The 20,954-nt window shown below is 61.8% G+C and carries 15 protein-coding genes and 1 tRNA gene; 5 read left to right on the top strand and 11 right to left on the bottom strand.

What is annotated here, in order from left to right; translation table 11 throughout:
- Nucleotides 1-11 precede the first annotated feature (11 nt).
- A complete protein-coding gene (locus tag AC3WKX_RS09965; protein WP_032899447.1) occupies nucleotides 12-701 on the top strand; it encodes an ABC transporter permease in 690 nt (229 codons plus the stop codon).
- Complete coding sequence (locus AC3WKX_RS09960; RefSeq protein WP_102604464.1) at nucleotides 682-1,896, top strand: methyltransferase; 1,215 nt, start codon at nucleotides 682-684, stop codon at nucleotides 1,894-1,896. Before AC3WKX_RS09965 ends, AC3WKX_RS09960 begins: the two co-directional genes overlap by 20 nt.
- 242 nt (nucleotides 1,897-2,138) lie before the next feature.
- On the opposite strand, the gene bcsQ (AC3WKX_RS09955) is transcribed toward AC3WKX_RS09960, so the two are convergent.
- The 10 genes from bcsQ (AC3WKX_RS09955) to bcsQ (AC3WKX_RS09910) form a co-directional block, all read right to left on the bottom strand.
- Nucleotides 2,139-3,080: a cellulose biosynthesis protein BcsQ gene (gene bcsQ, locus AC3WKX_RS09955; protein ID WP_102604463.1), complete on the bottom strand. Its 942-nt coding sequence runs from the start codon at nucleotides 3,078-3,080 to the stop codon at nucleotides 2,139-2,141.
- 173 nt (nucleotides 3,081-3,253) lie between these two features.
- Complete coding sequence (locus tag AC3WKX_RS09950) at nucleotides 3,254-4,381, bottom strand: alginate O-acetyltransferase AlgX-related protein (protein ID WP_008435708.1); 1,128 nt, start codon at nucleotides 4,379-4,381, stop codon at nucleotides 3,254-3,256.
- A gap of 12 nt (nucleotides 4,382-4,393) precedes the next feature.
- The gene (locus AC3WKX_RS09945; protein WP_102604462.1) at nucleotides 4,394-5,809 is read right to left on the bottom strand and encodes an MBOAT family O-acyltransferase; all 1,416 of its coding nucleotides are present in this window, start codon (nucleotides 5,807-5,809) and stop codon (nucleotides 4,394-4,396) included.
- Between the two features lie 17 nt (nucleotides 5,810-5,826).
- Nucleotides 5,827-6,492, bottom strand: coding sequence for an alginate O-acetyltransferase AlgF (locus AC3WKX_RS09940; RefSeq protein WP_102604461.1), 666 nt, complete (start codon nucleotides 6,490-6,492; stop codon nucleotides 5,827-5,829).
- On the bottom strand, nucleotides 6,492-7,163 hold the full coding sequence (locus AC3WKX_RS09935; RefSeq protein ID WP_003218072.1) for an SGNH/GDSL hydrolase family protein: 672 nt from the start codon (nucleotides 7,161-7,163) through the stop codon (nucleotides 6,492-6,494). The genes AC3WKX_RS09940 and AC3WKX_RS09935 overlap by 1 nt, the downstream gene beginning before the upstream one ends.
- 17 nt (nucleotides 7,164-7,180) lie before the next feature.
- The gene (locus tag AC3WKX_RS09930; RefSeq protein WP_102604460.1) at nucleotides 7,181-11,038 is read right to left on the bottom strand and encodes a cellulose biosynthesis protein BcsC; all 3,858 of its coding nucleotides are present in this window, start codon (nucleotides 11,036-11,038) and stop codon (nucleotides 7,181-7,183) included.
- On the bottom strand, nucleotides 11,020-12,216 hold the full coding sequence (gene bcsZ / locus AC3WKX_RS09925; RefSeq protein ID WP_102604459.1) for a cellulose synthase complex periplasmic endoglucanase BcsZ: 1,197 nt from the start codon (nucleotides 12,214-12,216) through the stop codon (nucleotides 11,020-11,022). Before bcsZ ends, AC3WKX_RS09930 begins: the two co-directional genes overlap by 19 nt.
- On the bottom strand, nucleotides 12,213-14,471 hold the full coding sequence (gene bcsB / locus AC3WKX_RS09920) for a cellulose biosynthesis cyclic di-GMP-binding regulatory protein BcsB (RefSeq protein ID WP_003218075.1): 2,259 nt from the start codon (nucleotides 14,469-14,471) through the stop codon (nucleotides 12,213-12,215). The genes bcsZ and bcsB overlap by 4 nt, the downstream gene beginning before the upstream one ends.
- Complete coding sequence (gene bcsA, locus AC3WKX_RS09915; RefSeq protein WP_003218076.1) at nucleotides 14,468-16,687, bottom strand: UDP-forming cellulose synthase catalytic subunit; 2,220 nt, start codon at nucleotides 16,685-16,687, stop codon at nucleotides 14,468-14,470. The genes bcsB and bcsA overlap by 4 nt, the downstream gene beginning before the upstream one ends.
- Nucleotides 16,684-17,667, bottom strand: coding sequence for a cellulose biosynthesis protein BcsQ (gene bcsQ, locus AC3WKX_RS09910; protein WP_102604458.1), 984 nt, complete (start codon nucleotides 17,665-17,667; stop codon nucleotides 16,684-16,686). The genes bcsA and bcsQ (AC3WKX_RS09910) overlap by 4 nt, the downstream gene beginning before the upstream one ends.
- A gap of 691 nt (nucleotides 17,668-18,358) precedes the next feature.
- Between bcsQ (AC3WKX_RS09910) and AC3WKX_RS09905 the strand changes: the two genes are divergently transcribed.
- On the top strand, nucleotides 18,359-18,589 hold the full coding sequence (locus AC3WKX_RS09905) for a DUF2790 domain-containing protein (RefSeq protein WP_102367909.1): 231 nt from the start codon (nucleotides 18,359-18,361) through the stop codon (nucleotides 18,587-18,589).
- Nucleotides 18,590-18,727: 138 nt separating this feature from the next.
- On the opposite strand, the gene AC3WKX_RS09900 is transcribed toward AC3WKX_RS09905, so the two are convergent.
- A complete protein-coding gene (locus tag AC3WKX_RS09900; protein WP_371858864.1) occupies nucleotides 18,728-19,051 on the bottom strand; it encodes a hypothetical protein in 324 nt (107 codons plus the stop codon).
- Nucleotides 19,052-19,075: 24 nt separating this feature from the next.
- Between AC3WKX_RS09900 and AC3WKX_RS09895 the strand changes: the two genes are divergently transcribed.
- A tRNA-Thr gene (locus tag AC3WKX_RS09895) sits at nucleotides 19,076-19,151 on the top strand.
- Between the two features lie 171 nt (nucleotides 19,152-19,322).
- Nucleotides 19,323-20,645 carry a tyrosine-type recombinase/integrase gene (locus AC3WKX_RS09890; RefSeq protein ID WP_010567878.1) on the top strand — a complete coding sequence of 441 codons (1,323 nt, stop codon included), beginning with the start codon at nucleotides 19,323-19,325 and terminating at the stop codon, nucleotides 20,643-20,645.
- Nucleotides 20,646-20,954: the final 309 nt, after the last annotated feature.

Below are 20,954 nucleotides of genomic sequence, written 5' to 3'. Positions count from 1 at the left end.
TCGACCTGGGCCTGAACTGGGCCGTGATCATCAAATGGCTGCCGAAACTGGCCCAGGGCGCAACCCTGACCCTGGAGCTGGTGGCCATCGCCGTGATCGCCGGCCTGCTGCTGGCAATCCCGCTGGGCATCGCCCGCTCGTCACGCCTGTGGTACGTGCGCACCCTGCCCTACTGCTACATTTTCTTCTTCCGCGGCACGCCGCTGCTGGTGCAGCTGTTCCTGGTGTACTACGGCCTGGCACAGTTCGACGCCGTGCGTGAGAGTTTCATGTGGCCGTACCTGCGGGACCCGTTCTGGTGCGCCACCGCCACCATGACCCTGCACACCGCCGCCTATATCGCCGAGATCCTGCGCGGCGCGATCCAGGCCATCCCGCCGGGTGAAATCGAAGCCGCGCGGGCGCTGGGCATGTCCAGGCCCAAGGCGCTGTTCTACATCATCCTGCCGCGTGCCGCGCGCATCGGCCTGCCGGCCTACAGCAACGAAGTGATCCTGATGCTCAAGGCCAGCGCCCTGGCCAGTACCGTGACCCTGCTGGAACTGACCGGCATGGCCCGCACGATCATTGCCCGCACCTACCTGCCGGTGGAGATCTTCTTCGCTGCCGGGTTGTTCTACCTGCTGATGTCGTACGTTTTGGTGCGCTTCTTCAAGCTGCTGGAGCGCTGGTTGCGGGTCGATGCCTGCCAGGGCCGCTGACGCCTTGTTGACGGGTGAGCAACTGCTCGCCCGCTTCCAGGCGCTGGATGCGTTCCTCACCGAACATCAAGGGCTGTGGCGACCACGGCCCTTTACCCATCTGCAATTGCCGTGGGAAACCCAGCATCCCGAACTGGCCCATTGGTTGCACCAGCGCTCGCTGGCCGAAGCGGAAAGCAGCCATAACCAGCCTCACCACTTGCCGGCGCCTGCGCCTTTCCCTGAGCTGGCCATGCAGTCGCTGAATCTCAGCGCTGTGGATAACTTACCGTCCCGCCCGCTACCCGCCGCCCGCCATCGCCTGAACGTCGATGTACCCGGCCGCAAATGGCAGCAGATCGAAGCCTTCGGCGCCGCACTGCAATTTCGCCACCCCCCCGAACACTGGCTCGACTGGTGTGCCGGCAAGGGCCACCTCGGCCGCCGCCTGTTGCAACCCGGGCAGCAACTGACCTGCCTGGAATACGACCCGGCCCTCATCGCCTCAGGGCAAGCCCTCAGCGAACACCATCAATTGCCCGTCACCCATCGCCTGCAAGATGTGATGGCCGACGTACAGATCAGCCGCGACCAAACCCCGGTGGCACTGCACGCCTGCGGCGACCTGCATGTGCGCCTGCTCCAGCTGGCCAGCGCCGCCGGCTGCCAGCAGTTGGCCGTGGCGCCCTGCTGCTACAACCGCATCCGCGCCGAGCAGTACCAGCCGCTGTCGATTGCCGCCCAGGCGTCGTCACTGCATTTATCGGTGGAAGACCTCGGCCTGCCGCTGAGCGAAACCGTTACCGCAGGCGCGCGGGTGCGTCAGCAGCGCGATACGTCGATGGCCAGGCGCCTGGGTTTTGATGTTCTGCAGCGGCAACTGCGCGGGAGCGATGCTTACCTGCCCACTCCGTCCCTGCCCGCGAGTTGGCTGGCCAAGCCGTTCGCCGACTACTGCCGCGAACTGGCGGCCCTCAAGGGATTATCCACAGGGGAACAGGATTGGTCGGCACTGGAGGCCCAAGGCTGGCAGCGCTTGGCACAGGTGCGAAACCTGGAATTAGTGCGTGGTCTGTTTCGGCGCCCGCTGGAAATGTGGCTGGTGCTGGACCGGGCATTGTTTCTCGAAGAAAACGGTTACAGGGTTCAAGTCGGCAGCTTCTGCGAAACACCGCTCACCCCGCGCAACCTGATGCTGCTCGCCGAGCGCAATTAAAGGGCATTTTGTCGCAGCGTGCCCTGTGGATAACTCTGTTGATGGAATTCTGGCAGAGGCCCTGCCGGCAAGCTTCGCGGCGCAAAATGCTGACTGGTCATTTTTTGTTCACAAAATAAAACGCACGCAAAACAGGCAGTTGCAGCGTGATGAGAACCGCTCCGCAAAATTGCGGTTTGATGACAGGTCGAACCAACCGATTGTGCATAAGCATCTGAGGTTAGCGGCATAACCCGGGCTTTTCAGTGGGCAACCAGCAGGCGGCAAAGCGCGTTTATATCGTCACAGGCCATGCTTGCGGCTTGGTTATCCAGCGGATCGCTGCCAAAAGCCAGGGCCTCGCTGATCGCCGGATCCCGATGCACCACCTCCAACAGGCTGTCACCCAGGCGCTTCCTGAACACCTCGACCATGTCCAGGCTGAAGCCCGAGGTCTCGTCGAGTTGGTTGATCACGAAGTGGCAACGCAGCGCCGGCCGATCATCAAGGTGTGGCGCCAGCAACTGCTCCATCTGCTCCAGGGTGCCAAGGGAAGCCGCATCCGCCTGGGCGATGACCAGCACCACATCGGCCACGTTCAGTGCCTGATGCAGGTAGACGTTATTACCCGCCGGGGTGTCGATGATCACCGTGTCCTGCTCACCCAAGCCCAGGGCCGACAAATGTTGCGCCAGCCAATGCGGCTCCTGTTTCAGCCAGCGCTGGAGGTCTTCCTGCTGACGGATATCGGTTTCGCCAAACGTGATCACCTGGCAACCGGCAAAGCCTGAATGAAGGATCTGGCTCCAGCGCTCGTTGTGCAGGCTGGTGCGCCCGATGCCGGGCAAGGTATGGCTCAGGCCGAAGTGGTGATAGAGCGCGTTTTGCGGGTCCAGGTCCAGCGCCACCACTGGCTGTCCCAGGCGCTGCAAACCGCTGCTCAGCGCGGTGGCCAGGGTGCTGCGGCCGACGCCGCCATTGACCGAAACCAGCGCTACCACCTTCGCCCGGATGTTCGCGGCTTCGCGGGACTGCTCGTTGGCACAAGGGGAATGTCGGGAGAACGACGCGCCACTGCCCATATTGAGGCTGGCACTGTCGTCGACCGGCATGTCTTCGAAGAACTGCAGCATCGAATCCATCCCTTGAACATCACTGGCAGTCGTCTTATCGAACAACGAAAAAAGATCATCGGTACGGCTCATCGCCAACACTCCCTCACGACGCATCTTAAAGACGTGAAAGGTCAGCTGTACTGATGCTTACCGCAGGTCTTTTTGTGGGCGCCTTTGTGTACGCATTCTGTGACAAAGGAATGAAAGTGTCATTATTTTGGTGTTTCTGAAGAAATCTTTAAGACGAGCGGTAAATGGTCAATTTACTGACTAATCTTTATCGGGTCGTAAGGTGTTTGCAAATCCCGCTCCGGGATCTCCCAGATCAGCAGCTTGGGCGGCGTCTGCTTGAACGCCGGGCTGTCGAAATAAGCCTTGGCGGCGCCTGAAAATTCGCCGCCGTCCTTGCTGAAGTTACCCACCGGAGCGTTCAGGGCTTTTTGCAGGAAACCCACGAAATTCGAATTGCGCGAAAACGAGGTACCGATCAGCGCCACGTTCGGCAGGCCGGCGTCACCAAACAAATCGTCAGGGTTACTCGACGCCGCCGGGCCATTCTCATGCGCGGTGCTGGCCGCAACCTGCTCGCCCACCGGCTGTAACTTCGGCGGCAACCAATCGAGACCGGCCAGGCGCACCAGGTCACCCGGTCGCGGTGCGAGCGGTGCCTGGGTAATGTCGAAGGCTTGCTCCGGCGTGGCCTGGATACCGCGCTGCTGGATGCGCAGGGCCACGGCGCGGGCGCCGGCATTCGAGCCGATTTCGCTCCAGTGCGTGTCGGTACGCAGGTAGGCGTCCGGGCCGAGGGGTTTCAGGGTGTCGGTCAAATCCAGCACTTCAACGCCCGCCGCTTGCAACAGCGTGCTCCATTGCTGAATCCGGCCATCCAGCACGGCCGGACGATACAAGCCGCAACGCTGGGCAGCGGCGATGCGGGTTTTATCCGGCACCACCATCACTTGCAGATCAATACCGCGCTGGCCTAGCTGCTTTTTCAGGTCGATCACCGCGTCGGCCTTGGTGCGCGCATTGTCTTCGGCGTGGCGGTTGAGCTTCAGTTCATCGCTGATAAACAGCCAGCCCGGGCACCCCTGGCGCACCCGCGGCCCAGTGTCGCCGAACGCCAGCCAACTGGCGCCGCGCTCCAGGTTTGCCGCTTCGATGGCCATCGGTGCCTTGGACAGCTCCTTGGCAAACCGATGGGTCACTTCACCGTGCAGCAGCATGTCGCTGTCGACCTTGGGCGGCAGGAAACTCACCGGCCCCTTGACCATCAGCCAGACGCAAGACAACAGCCCCGCCGCCAGGAAAGGCACCAACACCCAGCCCGCCAGGGGGCTGGTGCGGACGGCCAATTCACTCGGTGGGGTCGGCGCGGTAGGGGCGGGCATCGTCAGGCTTCCTTAGAACTGAAAGTACAGAAACGGCACGGCATCGCGGCTGGCAATCAGCGCGAACGACAACACAAACCCGGCAACCGGCCACAGGGATGCGGCCACCACAAACCAGGGCTGCGTACCAAAACGCTGCTCGCAGCGGGTCTGCCAGATCGGCGCGATGATGCACACCAAACCGAGCAACGCGGCCATGCCATGAGCCGGGCGCATGGCCACGGCCAACGCATCACCCAAGGCCATGCCATGCATGCCGAATTGGCCGGCGTACATGGTCAGTGCCGAATGGAAGTCCGGTGCGCGGAACAGCGTCCAGGCCAGGCACACAAACAGCAGCGTCAAGATGTGCGACAGCACCGGCGGAATGCTCGGCAGGCTCGAGCGCGACCACGCCCGGTCAATGCACAACGCGATACCGTGGGCCGAACCCCACAACAGGTAGTTCCAACTGTCGCCGCCATGCCACAACCCGGCAATCGCCATGGTCAGGAACAGGTTGCGGTAGGTACGCCATACGCCATCGCGGTTACCGCCGAGGGCGATGTACAGGTAGTCCCGCAGCCAGCTGGACAACGACAAATGCCAGCGCCGCCAGAAGTCCTGGATGCTGCTGGCGAGGTACGGCCGGTTGAAGTTTTCCGGGAAGTGGAAGCCCAGCATCAAGCCCAGGCCGATGGCCATGGCACTGTAGCCGGCGAAGTCGAAAAACAGTTGCAACGAGTACGCCAGGCAGCCGATCCAGGCATCCACCAGGCTCGGAGTTTCCAGGTGGAAGGCGATGTCCACCAACGGCGACAAGGTGTCGGCCACCAGCACTTTCATGCCCATGCCGATCATGAAACGCCGGGCGCCAAGGCTGAAATTCGGCCAGTTGAAATAACGCTGGTTCAGCTCGCGCCGCACCCAGTCATAACGAATGATCGGGCCCGCAATCGAGTGGCCGAACATCGAGATATAGGTCGCGTAATTGATGAAGCTGCGCTCCACCGGCACCGTGTGCCGATGCACATCCACCAGGTACGAAATCGCCTGCAGCACGATGAACGACAACCCGGCCGGCAACGCCACGCGCTGCCAATCCAGCGGCATCGCGCCGTACCAGGTGATTACCTCACTCACGGTGCCCGCGACGATGTTGGCGTACTTGTACCAACACAGCACCGCGGTGTTGAACACGATCAACGCGATCAACAGCCGCACCCGGCCCTTGCCGTCTTCACGGGAACGGTCCACCAGCAAACCGCCGACCCACGCCACCACGGTCAACACCATGTGCAGGAACAGGAACAGCGGGCTCAACCAGCCGTAGAACAGCCAGCTGCCGATCAACAGGATGACGTTGCGCCAGCCCGGACGGGCCAGCGCATAAATCAACAGGAAGGCCGGCAGGAACAGCGTGAGGAATTCCAGTGAGGCAAAGACCATGGTGGTGTCGGGCCCGATCAGTTAGCGAGCGTGTCGGAGGTAAACAGCAACCTCGAACCGGCGGCCGATGGCAGTGCGAGCACGCTGTAGCGTTCGCCGGCCTTGAGGGTGAAGGTCAGCGGCTGGCCCACCGGCGCGTTGGCGCACTTGAGCTGCACCGACAGTTCCACCGGGTTGATCATGCGGCGCGAAATCGCGCCTTCGGCGACCTTCTTGAACAGCTCGGCTTTTTGCGCCACGGCTTCCAGGCTCGCATCGGCGCAGGCGGCGTCGGCGTTGATAAAGGCCAGCGAGGCCTTCAGTGCGTTGAAGTCATCCGGCTGTTCGTGGATCACCAACTGGCGCGTGCCGCTCTTGGCGTCCGGCACGGCCACTACGGTGGCGAACTCGCCCGGCGCGACGGTCACGGCCAGCTCGGAATCCTTGCCGCCCTGACTCAACACACCCTTGATCGGGGTCTTGCCGCCCGACACCGGCAGGTAGTCAGACACCAGTTTGTCGCCACCCAACACCAGGCTGGCCTTGGAACCCTGGGGCAGCAATTTCAGCTCGCCGTCGGTGCCGTTGGCCAGGCGCAGGAAGGCCGAATCCTTCTCCGGGCCGGTGGGGTAAAGCGGGATGTCGGCGCTGTAGGCGCTGACGCTGGCGAGCAAGGTCGCCAGGCCCAGGGTGATCCGTTTCATTATTGCGCTCCTTTGCCCACGGCGGCCGGTGGCAACTTCGCCAGGGAGTCGCCGATCGCCTTGGCCCACTTCTGGTAGCCGTCGATGGTGAAGTGCTGGCCGTCGGTGGTGATCCACTGGCCCGGCTTGGAGAAGGTCAGCGAGTCAACGTAGGTGCACGGCGCCACGTTGGTGGCGAGGAACTGCGACATCACCTTGGTGCGCGCATCATCCTTCTTGTACTGCGAACCGACCTTGCCCCACGCCGGCCCCACCCACACGCACTTGGTGCCGGTTTCGGTGATGGCCTTGGTCAGGGAAGTCACGCTTTTCCAGGCCCAGACTTTCGGGAACTGCGGCTCCGGGTACGAGGCCATGGTGTCGGCGATGATGATCACCACCAGGTCCGGCTTGTCCTTGGCGATCAGGTCTTTGATCGGGGTGGTGCTCATGGCGTTCTTGCCGAAAATCTCGGCCTTGCCAACCGGCAGGCGCTCGGCACCGCACTCGACTTTCTTCGGCACGATCCAGTCGGCTGCACCGGCGCCGCACGCGCCGATGGAGTGAACCTTGGCGCCCTGGGCGGTGAGGTTGTCCTGCAGCGGGTTGAGCAGTGAATCAGGAAAGCTCATGTGACTTTCGCCCAATACCAGCAGGGTCAGGCCGGCAATAGCAGAAGCGGAAACAGGCATGGATGACTCCTATCAAATCAATTCGAATAAGGGGAACGGTACGGACTGACCGGCAAGGGCATAGGCCCGCTCAGGTCTTCAAACAAGTAGCGCAGGTAGGCGTTACCGACGTACTGGCGATAGTCCTGGGCGTTGTCGAGACCGACTTCGCCACCCAGGTAAAAGCGCGAGCTGAGGCGGTATTCGGCGGCGGCGTTGAAGCTGTAGCCGATGCCGGTCTTGCTGTCCTTGGCGTATTTCGGATCGCCCCGGGTCGGGTCATTTTGGTAATCGCTATGCCCCGGGAAATAATCGACCGCATCTTGCTCGATATGCTGGATGCCCACCGAACTTTTTATCTGGTAGCTGAACCGATCAAAACTCTGCGCCCAGCGCACCGGCACACCCAGGGAGAAGAAGCGCTGCGGGCTGAAGTAACCGCCCTGGCCGTAGGTGTAGTAACCCTGGTTTTCCTTGAAGCCCATGACCGAACCGCTGATGCCGAGGGTCAGGGTGTCGGTCGGGGTATTGCGCAGGTACCAGTAGATGCCGCTGCCCAGTTCCAGCCGGGTGTTGTCTTCGACGTTGTTGCCCAACAGCTCGTGCAACGAGGCGTAGCCATACACACCGAGCTTCTGGTTGTCGTAGCTCAGGTCGCCACGCCCGCCGTTGGCGGTCACGCCGCCCCATTTCTCGCCGGTACGCTTGTCTTCGGAACCGGCAAAGGAGGTCACACTGTCGGTGACCGGGCGCCGCGAAACGTTGACCCCGTAACGGAAATTGGAGCCCTGGGAGAACGGCCGCGAGACGCTGGCGCCACCGACGATGGTGTCGTACAGGAAGCCCAGCGGGCTCACACCGATGTCGGCCTTGAGGCCTTCATCCGGGTTCTCCACGGCAACGGCCAGACCGACGCCCGTGTCGCTCTGGGAGCCCGCCGGGTTGGCCGTGCCACCGCCAAAGCGTGTGGCAGAGTCGCTCTTCACGCTGCCGGAACTCACATGCACCGGCGTCACGCGCAGCGCAACGTTCAGATCCCCCACCGGCATCCGCGCTTCGAATGGCGCCTCGACGTCAGTGATTTTGCTCAAGCCGCTTTCGCCATTGTTGCTGCGAACGCTCAAGCCCTGCACCAGGTAACCGGTGCGATCCCGCAGGATCGTATCCAGCGCACGACGTGCCGGGCTGAGGTTGGCGGTGTCGAGTGCAGCAATGCTCGACGGTGGCTCGAACGGCTCGTTCCAGTTGTTCGACGCCGGACGCGCGGAGGCTGCCAGGGCATTGTCCGGCACGACATTGGTCGGTGCATCAATCGGCGGCGGCACGGCGCCGGCAACGGTCAGGTCGGTGACCTGGCGACGCTGGCCCGGCAAGCCGACGAAGGGGTTGTAAGGCACGCCCTGGGAGCCGGCCTGAGCCAATTGCGTCTGGCTCTTCTGACTGTTCTCAATCGCCAACGCCTTGCGCAGCAGTGCAGCGGCTTCGTTGTTCTTGCCCAGCCCCTGATAGATGCGCGCAGCCGAGGTGAGGATCTCGGGGTTGCCCGGCTCCAGGGACAGCGCCTTTTCACTGGCGCTTTCCGCCAGGCCACGATCACGGCCTTGCAGCGCGATATCCGCCAGGCCCAGTTGCAGGCGAGCGTTGTTCGGGTTCTGCTGAATCAGCGGCGCATAAAGCTCCATGGCCTTTTTGCTATTGCCGCTGGCCGCGTACATCCGCGCCAGGGCACCTACCGCCATTGCGTCGTTGGGACGCTGGGCAAGGGCCGGCGACAGCATGTCGTAGGCCGCGACCAGGTCGTTTTTCTCACGCAGGGCATCAGCCTGTTTGACCCGGTAAAGGTAGATCAAATCGTCGTAACGCTGGCGACCGGTTTCACTCAGCGGCTTGCCCTGCACTTCACGCAGGATGTCGCCCGCCTCGGTGTAGTGGTTGGCCTTGAGCAGGACATTGGCGTACAGCAGTTTCTGGTCAACGGTCGGGTTCGGATTGTTATCCAGAACCTTCTGCATGATATCCAGGCCCTGCTGCGTCGCGCCGACTTCCACATAAGCGGCAGCCAGCACTGCCAGGCGCTCAGGCTTCTGCCGGGTCATGGCTTCACTGCGGCCCAGCAGCGCGAGGGCTTCCGGGCGTTGGCCACGGCGGGCGGTCTCGATCGCGATGTCGGTCTGCTTGTGCAGCGCGATATCGATACCCAGCTCGTTCATGTCAGCGGTACGTTGCCCCGCAGGGATACGCGCCAGGGTCTCTTCAGCCTTTTTCCACTCACCCAGCTCCGCGGACAGCAGCGTGCTGGTGTACAGCGCGTCCGGCTGGTTCGGCTGCTTGGCCAGCAAGCCGTCGATCAAGGCACGGGCGTTGCGAATCTGGCCGTCGCGCAGGTAAATGCGCGCCAGGGCGAAGCGTGTCCACGGGTTTTCCGGGTCGGCATCAAGGGCTTGTTTGTAGGCGGCTTGCGCGGCTTTCAAATCGCCCCGCTGCTCGGCCAGCTTGCCCACTTGAGTAGCGCGCAACGCGGTGATTTTCACACTCGGCGCGAACTTCGCGCGCTCGGCGGGCGACACCGAGTCGATCAGCTTCAAGGCTTCTTCCGGCTGCCCGGATTGGGACAGCACGTTGATCAAGCCGCTCAGCGCGTCCGGGTCGCCAGGATGACGGGCGAGCACTTTGCGGTAGCCGGCTTCGGCGGTGTCGAACTGATTGTCCTGGGCCTGGAAACCCGCCAGTGCCACGGCAGCGCCGGGCTGGCCAGGGTTCAAGCGTTCGGCCTGGGCCACCAGGTCGCGGGCCTGGCTGCCGCGCCCGCCACGCTGGGCGTCACGGGCCTGGTTGAGCAGGTTCCAGTAGCGCACATCATTGAGCGCCGACTGCCATGCCGCGCCACCCGGCAAACGGGTGGCCTGAACTAGGTAGCTTTCAGCCTCGCTGAAGCGCTGCTGCTGTTGACGCAGCACGCCCATGCCACCGAGGGCATCGACGTCATTGGGTTTTTCGTTTAGACGCGCCGCCAATAGCGGCTCGGCGGTTTTCAGGTCGCCGTCATCCAGCGCCTTGAACGCCTTGGTCATCTGCGGATCACGCTGCCAACCGGCGCCGGTCTTGCCTTGGGCAATGCCCTTGTTCATCAGCGCACGGATTTCGCTGTCGTCCGGATGCGCCGCCAGAAACTGCTGGAACAACGGCACCTGGTCGCTCTTCGGCGGGCCGAGCCAGATCAGCGCAAAGCGCCAGGTTTCATCGGCGTTGCCGCCCACGTCGTTGTTCGGGGCCAGCTTGGCCAGGGCGCGGATGCCGTCGGCGCGGGTGGCCGGGTTACGCGCCAGATGCTTGGCCAGGAACAGCGCCACAATCGGGTCGTTCGGCCGCTCGCGAGACAAACGCTGCAAGCCGGCGATGGCCTCGTTCGTGCCCTTGGGCGTGAAGCCCAGGGTGTTGTAATACTCGCGGGCAAGCAGGCCCTGAGGCTGGCGCCCCTGGAAGATCTGGCGATACAGCGCCACCGCTTGTTCGCGCTCTTCTTCAGGCTCGCCGAGTTCACGGGCCTGTTCCAGCAACTTGGCGTTGGCCGGGATGTTGACGGTGATGTCCTGCTCCAGCAGCAAGGCCTGGCGCGGTACCGGGCTCAGCGCCTGCAGGCGGGCCAGGTACTTTTGCGCTTCGGCCGGACGCTGTTGTTGCACCTGGATCAAGCCGATGCCGTACAGCGCATCCGGCTGTTCGGGGCTCAGGCGCAGCAGTTTCTGCCAGGTCTCGAGGGCGCGTTCCGGGTTCTTTTTCGACTGCCAGTAATAGCCCTGCTCGATCAGCAGGCTTTGCGGGTCAGTGGTTTCGGCAAAGCTGGCGCTGGAAGCCAGGGCCGCCAGAATCGCAATGGCTAGCGTGTGACGGCGCATGCAGACTCCCAGGATAATTTCACCGTGCCGTCTTGTTCGAAACGGTACTTTTGATCAGCGAAGCCCTGGCCGAACAGGCTGAGCATGTAGTCGTAGTAAATCGGCTGGGCGCTGTCCGGGGCCGAAGGCGCGAGCGCCTTGGCGAGGGCGTCGTCGACTTTCTGCTTTTGCAATTGCGCCAGGGCGGTTTCGCCCCGGGCCTGGAAGAAGGCCATGGTGGAGGCCGAGAAACCCGTCGGCGTGTAGCCGTTGTTTTTCTCGACTTCAGCGGTCAGCACGTGGACTTTCTCCGGCGGCAAACCGCTGACCGACGCAGCAGTGGCACGGGAAATCCCGCCCAAGGCCTTGAGCATCGGCGCGGCCAGCGGGTCGCTCTTGGCGGTCATGCCGGCCCAGAGGTAAGTGCGGATCGCGTCGTAGCTGCCCAGGTCATCGGAAAACGGGTCGACGATAAACAGCCCGGTGTTTGCGCTGGTGGCGCGGTAACCGACCCAGTTGGCCGCCAGGCCATGGGGATTGCTCGGCAGGTCGGCGAGCATCTTCGCGTTGCTCTCGGCCACTTCGTTCCAGCCGGCGTTCGGGCGCTCTTTTGCAAAGCGGCGCAGTTGCGGCAGTACTTGATAGCTGGGGTTGAAGCGCCACAGGCCTCCCGCGTGTGCATAGCCTACCGGCCCCGGCAACAGCATCTTGCCCAGGCCCGGTACGCGCACGATCAGGTTGCGTTCAACGTTGGCCAACACCAGTTGCGCGTCGCTGCGGTACTGCGGTGCGTTCCACACGCGCGCGGCTTCGAGCAACGCATAGGCCATCCACAAATCGGCGTCGCTGGCGGAGTTGCTGTCGATCGCGCCCCACTTGCCATCGTCACGCTTGCCCCACAGCCAGGCCGGCAGGTTCTGGCCGATGTCGGCGCCCGCCATGTTGGACTTGGTCCAGGTCCAGAGCTTGTCGAAGGTCGCCCGGTCGTTGCCCACCAGGGCAAAGAACATCGCGTACGACTGCCCTTCCGAGCTGCTTTCCGTCGGCTTCATGGACGAGTTCAACACCCGGCCATCGTCCTGGATAAAGCGCTTGGCATAGTTCTGCCACAGCGGCCAATCGCAGGTCTGTGCCTGGGCGGCACCGGCAAGCAATGTGCTGCCAATCACCGCCAGGATCGCGCTACGCAAAGGGCTCATGCCAACCGCCGTTTTGCACGGGCACGCAGTGCCAGGTAGATCAGGCAGGTCAGCACCAGCAGCCCCAGGAAGGTAATCGCCAGCATCCAGCCCAGGTTCTGGGACAGCTGCCATTGCATGAATTTGAAGTAGTTCAGGTCGCCGACGTAGTACTGCTGGTCCGCGACCAACGAGCTGATCTGCGTGCCCTGCACCACCGCCAGGCTGCCCTGGATCGAGTCTTTGTAGTCGTCACCGCCAATCAGCGCCGAGGTCGCTTCAAGCAGGCCCTGAGGCTGGTTGCTGGCGATCAGCACCACGCTGCGCCCGGCCTTGAGCGGCGATTGGAAGCCGGCGAACCAGGTGCTGTTGCTCAGGCCGCTGAAGGTGATGCCGGCATTGGCCGTATGCTGGTTGGCCGCGGCGTCCGGGCTGATCCAGCTGCGCACATAACGTGGCAGGTCAGACAACAGGAAGTGGTGCTGCAGGCCGTCACTGGTGGCCGGCAGGTATTGCTGCCATTGCTGCAGCAGCGGCTGGTTGCCGCCGGTGGCGAGCACCAGCAGGTCTTTGTCGGCAACGCTTTGCACGTCTTTGGCCTGCACCACTTTGACGGCGGTGGCCGGGTAGCCGGTGGACTCGCCGAAGCGGCCCATCACAGTCAGGTAAGCGCTCAATTCATCGGTGCCGACGTTGTCCGGCATCACCACCGCCGACTCCGAAAGGTCAGCCAGGCGGGTGAACGGGAAGCCGGAGTCGTTGAACACGCCCAGGTTCGGCATGGCGATAAAGTGCTGGTAGCTGCTCAGGTCCAGGCTCGAGTCCGGGTCAATCGCACCGCGCATGTTGTCGACGATGATGTCCCGGCATTCGCCTTCCTTGATGTAGTCGTACATGAAGCGCAGTTGCAGCTTGGACTTGGGCGAGGCCGAGCTGATCGGCAACAGGGTCGTCACTTCACGGGGCAGGGTTTCGTCTTTCTTCAGCTGGTCCAGCAGGCTCTGCCCACCGCCCAGGTTGCTCACCGACGGCAACGCGACAGACTTCATGAACTGGTCGTTCAGGCCGATCAGCAAGGAGGAGTTGGTGGACACCTGCTGCGGCGTGTAGCGGTATTTGACGTTGAGCGGCACGCCCTCTTCACGCCAGTTGAACAGGTCGGGCGGCAGGCGCAGGTCGACGCTGATCGGGCCCGGGTTGTAGCCGGAGACGTTGAGCTTTTTCAGTTCTACCAGCTCGCCAAGGCGTACCGGACGGTTGCTGGGCAGCCAGTTCGGCGCGTCGTAAGGGCTGCGCGGGGCCAGGGTGTCGAGCCTGGTGATGACCACGCTGTTGCCGGTCAACACCGGGTTGCCCAGCACCACGGCGGTGGCGGCACGCTTGAGTTCGGCGCCATCACGGCCGGAGACGATCAGCAGCTTGCCATTCGGGTCGTTGGGGTTGGTGATCAGGGTCAGGGTGGGCCCTTTAGGCTCAGGGACCGCCACACCGTGTACATCCACGGCCTGGGTACTTTGCACCAGCACGATGGCGTTGCCCTTGGCCGGAATCTCGCCAAGGGTGGTCGGGAACGTCGCACCCCGGTAGCTGGCCAAGCCGCCTACCCACGACGACAGCGCGCCGGCAGCTTCCAGCGCGGCGTTGTCCGGCGCGCTGGCAAACACGAACGGCAGGCTGACCTGGCGCGCATCGCGCTTGTCGAAGAACGGCAGCGGCAACACCGACAGGTCGTCTTTCAAGACGATCGGCTCCACCTGCACTTTCAGCTCACTGCTGTTGCTGATCTTGGCCCACAGGCTGCTGTGCAGCGGGTCTTCACAGGACATGGTGTAGTGGCCGATGAACTGCAGGCTCAAGCGGTTGAATTCGGTGATCAGGTGCGCCGGAATCTGCACCAGTTTTTCCTGCTGGATACCTGCGCCCTCTTTGGGCAGCGGCAGGCTGGCGGCGACTTCGTCGTTGACCAGCACGTTGATCTGCGACAGGTCCGCCAGCAGCGCCGGCGAGTAGCTGTACTTGAGCAACAGTTGCGCGCCCTTCACCACTTCATCGGCACGGATGTCGAAGTTGACGCTGTCGGACGCTTCCACGCCTTGCAGGTTCATGGTGTCGCGACGGCCCAGTTGCTTGAGGGTCAGGCTGTAGCCGTCGTCAGTGCTCTGCACCGCAACAGCGGGTGCAGCGGCCTGTGCCTGCGAGCCCAGGCCCAGCAGCGAAGCGATCATCAGCGCGAGCACGCCGCGCGACTGCGGGCGGGCAAATAGTGTGGAAGTCATGGCTTGTCCATCAGCGTATCGAGCGGTTGTGAGGGAGTGCGGCGCAGGGCCAGACGCAATTCATGCAGCGTGGCGCGACCCAGGGTAAACAGGCCGCCGATGCCGATGGCACCGACTTCACGCAGGGCTGACAACGGTGTATCGGGCTGGCCGGCGCCCCAACTCGCGGCCCAGGTGTCGGCGCGGGAAAACGTCAGGCGTACCAGTTCGCTTTGTTGGCGCAGGGACAGTGCATCGAATTGCGCGCCAATCTGCGCGCCCTTGCTGAACACCACCCGCGCCTGGAACAGGCTGTCTTGTCCGTTGCGCGACAGCACCAACTGCAACTGTTCGCCCCGGGCAATCTGGTGCCCGTCGGCGAGGATCAGGCCGAAGCCGTTCTGCGAGAAATCCTGGGTCGTGCCTTTGAGCACACGACCGTCGGCGCAGATCACACTGACCGGCAATTTCGCGCTGACCCGCGGCTCGGAGCGCACTTGCCGCGCTTCGGAAGCCACCGCCACTGCAGCGCTGGTGATAATCAGGTTGTAGAGGGTCCAGGTCAGGTTGATCGCCACGGTGACCGCGGTGGACTCGTCGCCCCAGATCAATTGATACAGACCGAAGCACAGCCCGACCAGGTTCACCGCCAGCAGTACCAGGTACGGCCGGGCGAGTTTCCAGTCGAAGAATTGCTTGTCGATGATCCCGCCCTTGTCGGTGACGTTGAAGCCGCCCGCCTTGGGGTTGACCAGCGCCACCAATACCGGCGGCAGGATGTACCAGGCCAGTACGGTCTCGTAGACCTCGTTCCAGAACGAGTGGCGGAAGCGCCCCTGGATCCGCGAGTTGGTCAGGCTCGAATGCACGAGGTGGGGCAACACATAGGCGACAATCATCAGCGCTGAGGCGTGGAAAATCTGCGCGCCGAAAATCAGGTAGGCCAGTGGCGCGGTGAGGAACACCAACCGCGGCAAGCCATAGAAGAAGTGCAGCATGGCGTTGGCGTAGCAGATGCGCTGGCCCCACTTCAGGCCTTTGCCCAGCAGCGGATTGTCGGTGCGGAAAATCTGCGCCATGCCCCGCGCCCAACGGATGCGCTGGTTGATGTGGCGTGACAGGCTTTCGGTGGCCAGGCCCGCGGCTTGCGGGATCGCCAGGTAAGCGGTGTTGTAGCCCAGGCGGTTGAGCTTGAGCGCGGTGTGGGCGTCTTCGGTGACGGTCTCGACGGCCACGCCGCCGATTTCCAGCAAGGGCTTGCGGCGGATCACCGCACACGAGCCGCAGAAGAACGTCGCGTTCCACAGGTCGTTGCCGTCCTGCACCAGGCCGTAGAACAACTCGCCCTCATTGGGCACGGCGCGGAAGGTGTCGAGGTTCTTTTCAAACGGGTCGGGTGAAAAGAAGAAGTGCGGCGTTTGCAGCATCGCCAGCTTGGGGTCCTTGAGGAACCAGCCGAGGCTGACTTGCAGGAAGGAACGGGTCGGCACGTGGTCGGCGTCGAACAGCGCGATGTACTCGCCGTCGGTGACCTTCAACGCTTCATTGAGGTTGCCGGCCTTGGCGTGGAAATTGTTGTCGCGACGGATGTAGTTCACGCCGATCTTGCGGCAGAAATCGCGAAAGTCGTCGCGACGGCCATCGTCGAGCACGTGGACGCGCAACTTGTCCTTGGGCCAGTCCATCGCCTGGGCGGCGAAGATGGTCAGTTTGACGATGCTCAACGCCTCGTTGTAGGTCGGGATGAACACGTCGACCGTGGGCCACTCCGACGGTTCGGTCTTGAGCCACACCGGCTCGCGGCGCAGCGGCCAGGCGGTTTGCACGTAGCCGAAGATCAGCACCACCAGCGCGTACAGCTCGGCGAGCACCAGGCCGTAGCCGAACAGCATGTCGAGCCAGGTTTCAAAACCCAGGGTGGAAGTCAGCCGCCAGTACATGTAGCGCAGCGACGCCACCAGCGACAACACCACCAGCGCGAGGATCGCCATGCGCCCGGGAATCTTGCGCAGCAGCAGCACCGCAAGAAAGCACACGGCGGCAAACAGGCATTGGCTATAGAGGTCCAGCGGGGCGCTGACAATGCTCACCAACAGCAAGGTGCCGACCACACAACTGATCACCACCAGCACTTTGCGCAGCGTATCGGGCCAGCGATTGAAGCGCGAAATCGCGGCGTCCAGCCGCTGCTCGGCGCGCCCCGGAGTGTGGGGCGTAGAGGACGTAGTGTCGGTCATGGAAGGTCCGAATCGATGCGTTCGAGCAGCGTGCGGCACAGGGCGTGAATGTCCTGGCAGCCGAGACTGTTGACGGTAGGGTCGAGGGGATCGCGGCCGCAGGCCTGGGCTTCACTGAACACCGGGTCACGGTGGACCGTGCCGAGCAGTGCATCGCCGAGGCGGGCCTTGAACACTTCGGCCATGTCCAGGCTGAAGCGGTGGGCGCCGTCGAGTTGGTTGATCACGTAGTAACGCTGTGGTGGTTTTTCGCGCTCAAGGTACGGCGCCAGCACACTGTCCATCTGGGCCAGGGTGCTGAATGAGGAAACATCCGCCTGCACCGCCACCAACACCACGTCTGCCAGGGCCATGGCCTGGTGCAGGTACACCGTGTTGCCGGCGGGCACGTCGATCACCACCGTGTCCTGGCCATTCAACTGCAAGCCGGCCAGGTGCCGGGGCAGCCATTGGGCGTCTTCGCCGAGCCAGCGATTGAGGTTTTTTTGCTGGTCGTTGTTGGTCTCACCGAAGGCCACGAGGCGGCAACCGGCAAAGCCGCGCTCGGCCAGGCCTTCCCAGGACTCATTGCTCAAGCTCGTCGCGCCGATGCCGGGCAAATTCAGGCCCAGGCACAAGTGATGACGCAGGGCATTTTGCGGGTCCAGGTCCAGCGCCACGGCCGGGTGGCCTTGACGCTGCAAGCCGCTGGCAATGGCCGCGGTCAGCGTGCTGCGACCGACACCGCCCTTGAGCGAGACCACCACGATCACCTTGGGTGAGGATTGATCCGAGTACACCTCACCGGTCGGCCCTTCGACCACTTCGGGAGGTTGCAGGTGATCGGCTTCGCCCTGGGTCAGCTCTTCGAGCAAGCGCAGCAATGGCGCCGACGGCGGCTCATCCAGCGCGACGGTGCAAGCGGTTTGGGCCGGGATGGGCACGGCGTCGAAACGCTCGACCACCACGTCATCCTCAAGATAATCATGGACGGCGTACATCTCCCGGTAGCCATTTGGATTGGCGCCCAGCTTATTGAATAGTTTTGAAATATCGTCTGCGCGACTCACCCACGGCCCTCCCCGGTTATTACGCTTTAAAGGCGTTAAAAAGGTCAGCCCGTTGAGCTGACCTTGGTTTTTCTAGTTATGTGTTGGCTGGCGGCATTCTGTGATATCAGATTGATGGTGTCAGTATTTTGATGCTTTTTGATTAATTCTTTCCGACGAGCGGCTGAGTGCCGTATTTTTGACTTATTTGGCGAATTTTTATCAATTTCTTTCAGATCAGAAGCTTGCGGAGGCTTCTAACAGTTTTTCTGGCCGCCTGGTCAGGAAAAATTGCTTAGCTGACGAATCAAATTACAACTTAGTAATTAACTGCCAACGTTCCGTAAACCGGGTTAAACGATTCCGCTATTTATATGACGTTTAATATTTCGAAACAGAATACGGTAAGACTCACCTTATTCAAGGGAAAAACGATGACCGTTATGTCGAAAACATCTAAGAGAAAGACCCTGAGGCACTAATACCTCTAATGGATAAGTTTCTGTATCAAGTTGTATGCAATCCCCTTCTCAACACATGCCGAGGCAAAACGCCGGGGTGCATGACACAGGCCGGATACCTCCCGGGCGCTCAATAGGCTCCAACGCAACACACACCCTATTGAACCTCAGAGGACACCACCATGAACCGCAACACCCTCATCGCCAGCAGCCTGTTTGCCTTGCTCAACGTTGCCGCCTTTTCGGCCCAGGCCAGCCCCAAGCTGGATGTACAGCAAGTACTGTCGACCGTGGACGATGGAGGCGCGGCGTGTGGCGTGGTGAATGCGCGGATGACCTACCTGGATTCCCATGGGCAGAAGCGGGTGTTTGAGTACAAGAAATTTGCCGATTCGTGTAACGAAGGCAACTAAAAAGCTGAACGACAAAACCTGTGGCGAGGGAGCTTGCTCCCGCTGGAGTGCGCAGCGCTCCCACTGTTTTGGGCCTGCTGCGCAGCCCAGCGGGAGCAAGCTCCCTCGCCACAAAACCTCATCTGAAGCTAAATGGGATTAACCGCGAATACGGTGCTCGGTGAACTCATAATCCTCCTGGCAATCGTCGGTCGGGTCCGCCGCCACACCAGGTGCCGTTCTCGGTTTGAATCGGCTGGGTTTGCTGCGCATCGCGGAAAACGTGATGGTGAAGCGGCCGTCGGGCTTGAGGTTGTTGTTCCAGGACAGGAACTGGCACTTGCCGCTTTCTGCACGCAGGCCTTTCCAGTGATCCAGCGCATGGGATTGGCGGGGCTGGGGTGGCTGAAACGAGGCCGCGCAGAGAAAACCCGGTCGGTTGCAAAAATAGTCAGAATTCAGGGGTTTACAGATGCTTGCCAATCGCTATAATCGTCGCCCTAACACGCCGGTATAGCTCAGTTGGTAGAGCAACTGACTTGTAATCAGTAGGTCCCGGGTTCGACTCCTGGTGCCGGCACCATACAAGGTTCCAGAGAAGGCTTTCAAAATCTCTGGAACCCCCAAAAAACCCGCCTTCTGGCGGGTTTTTTCGTTTTGGCGTTCCGTCACGTTACGTCAAAATCTGGTGGATTCCAGCCGTTTTAGGGGTAATGTTAGGGGTAAGGTAATTCGATAAAGGGGGAGTACCCTTATGTCGCGCACCACTGCTCCACTCTCCGATTCGGCTTGCCGCTCAGCCAAGCCCACCGACCGCGCCTACAAGCTTTTCGACGGCGACGGCCTCTACCTTCTAGTCCAACCCAATGGCCGTAAAGGCTGGCGTCTCAGGTATGTCAAACCTGATGGACGCGAAGGACTGACCTCGTTCGGCAGCTATCCCGTGGTCGGCCTCGCCGATGCGCGCAACAAGCGTCTGGCGGTCAAGCGGATGTTGGCGGAAGGCATTGACCCCATAGAGAACAAACACCAAACCAAGACGCAGGCCGCAATCAAAGGCCGAACCTTTGAAAGCGCTGCACTGGAATGGCATAAAGCGATGTCTGCCAAATGGGCACCGGGCCACGCCAAGACGGTTCTGAGCCGCCTAAAAACCCACGTCTTCCCGCTGATCGGCGCTCGCTCCATTGTCGATCTGGACACCCATGACCTGATGCAACCCCTGGAAGCGATCCAGAAGCGCGGCACGATTGACGTCGCGTTAAGGGTACAAAACTACCTGCAAAGCATCATGCGCGAGGCGAAGCGTTCTCGGCAGATCACCGCAAACCCTGCCTACGACCTTGAAGGCTTGATCAAAGCCCCGAGAGTGATTCACCGCCCCGCTCTACCCTTATCGCGTTTGCCTGAATTGCAGGAGCGTATCGACACCTACAAAGGCCGCGCACTTACCCGGCTGACGGTCCTGCTCTCGCTGCATGTGTTCGTACGCTCCAGCGAACTGCGCTTCGCACGCTGGGGCGAGTTCGACCGCAAGCGCGGCACCTGGGAGATACCCGACACTCGTCCGGCATTGGACGGAGTGCCCTTTTCCACAAGGGGTACAAAGATGGCCGGGGACATCCACCTTGTACCCTTATCGCCGCAAGCCGTGGCTCTGCTTGAACAGATCCACGTTCTCACCGGCGAATTCGACTTGGTGTTTGCAGGCGATGCCAAGCCCTGGAAACCCATGTCTGAAAACACGGTGAACAGCGCACTCAGAAAAATGGGCTATGACACCAAAACCGAAATCTGCGGTCATGGCTTTCGCTCAATGGCCTGTAGCGCACTGATTGAATCAGGACTGTGGTCCGAGACCGCGATCGAAAGGCAGATGAGTCACAAGGAACGCAACAACGTCCGCGCCGCATACATCCACAAGGCCGAGTTCATTGAGGAGCGTAGGCTGATCATGAACTGGTGGAGCCGGTATCTGGAGGCCAACCGGCAGGAGCATGTCACTCCACACGAATTCGCGAACCAGACCGGAGCGAACGTCACTCGCCTAAAAGCAAAACGTGGCGCAACCGAGTAAGCGCTCGGTCTTCATATCTCAGTGATCCGCTTGTCCACGCGGGTCCATCCAAGCAGGGCTGCAAAGCCGCCCTGCTTGGATGGACCTCACTTAAAAAATCTAAAGCCCACGCAACTGTCTGTGGAAAACCACTGATTTCCACCGGTGGATAATTTCATCCACAGCCGCAGGATTCCCGAAAACTCGAGCCTTGACCCAATTTATCCACAGGCGTAGAAAAGATCGGGCAAAGTGCGGATTCCACGCCATTCGGACACTCAGCCCACGCTGATCCGGACACCTGTTCCACGCTCATTCGGACAGGCAGTC

This window comes from Pseudomonas sp. GP01-A4 (genome assembly GCF_058780865.1).
Note: the sequence above shows the minus strand (reverse complement) of the source record. Positions and strands in the feature narration are given on the sequence as shown.

What these genes read in the sequence shown, in the direction of transcription:
- AC3WKX_RS09960 (WP_102604464.1), top strand. Translation starts at nt 682, where the DNA reads ATGCCTGCCAGGGCCGCTGACGCCTTGTTGACGGGTGAGCAACTGCTC.
- bcsQ (WP_102604463.1), bottom strand. Translation starts at nt 3,080, where the DNA reads ATGAGCCGTACCGATGATCTTTTTTCGTTGTTCGATAAGACGACTGCC.
- AC3WKX_RS09950 (WP_008435708.1), bottom strand. Translation starts at nt 4,381, where the DNA reads ATGCCCGCCCCTACCGCGCCGACCCCACCGAGTGAATTGGCCGTCCGC.
- AC3WKX_RS09945 (WP_102604462.1), bottom strand. Translation starts at nt 5,809, where the DNA reads ATGGTCTTTGCCTCACTGGAATTCCTCACGCTGTTCCTGCCGGCCTTC.
- AC3WKX_RS09940 (WP_102604461.1), bottom strand. Translation starts at nt 6,492, where the DNA reads ATGAAACGGATCACCCTGGGCCTGGCGACCTTGCTCGCCAGCGTCAGC.
- AC3WKX_RS09935 (WP_003218072.1), bottom strand. Translation starts at nt 7,163, where the DNA reads ATGCCTGTTTCCGCTTCTGCTATTGCCGGCCTGACCCTGCTGGTATTG.
- AC3WKX_RS09930 (WP_102604460.1), bottom strand. Translation starts at nt 11,038, where the DNA reads ATGCGCCGTCACACGCTAGCCATTGCGATTCTGGCGGCCCTGGCTTCC.
- bcsZ (WP_102604459.1), bottom strand. Translation starts at nt 12,216, where the DNA reads ATGAGCCCTTTGCGTAGCGCGATCCTGGCGGTGATTGGCAGCACATTG.
- bcsB (WP_003218075.1), bottom strand. Translation starts at nt 14,471, where the DNA reads ATGACTTCCACACTATTTGCCCGCCCGCAGTCGCGCGGCGTGCTCGCG.
- bcsA (WP_003218076.1), bottom strand. Translation starts at nt 16,687, where the DNA reads ATGACCGACACTACGTCCTCTACGCCCCACACTCCGGGGCGCGCCGAG.
- bcsQ (WP_102604458.1), bottom strand. Translation starts at nt 17,667, where the DNA reads ATGTACGCCGTCCATGATTATCTTGAGGATGACGTGGTGGTCGAGCGT.
- AC3WKX_RS09905 (WP_102367909.1), top strand. Translation starts at nt 18,359, where the DNA reads ATGAACCGCAACACCCTCATCGCCAGCAGCCTGTTTGCCTTGCTCAAC.
- AC3WKX_RS09890 (WP_010567878.1), top strand. Translation starts at nt 19,323, where the DNA reads ATGTCGCGCACCACTGCTCCACTCTCCGATTCGGCTTGCCGCTCAGCC.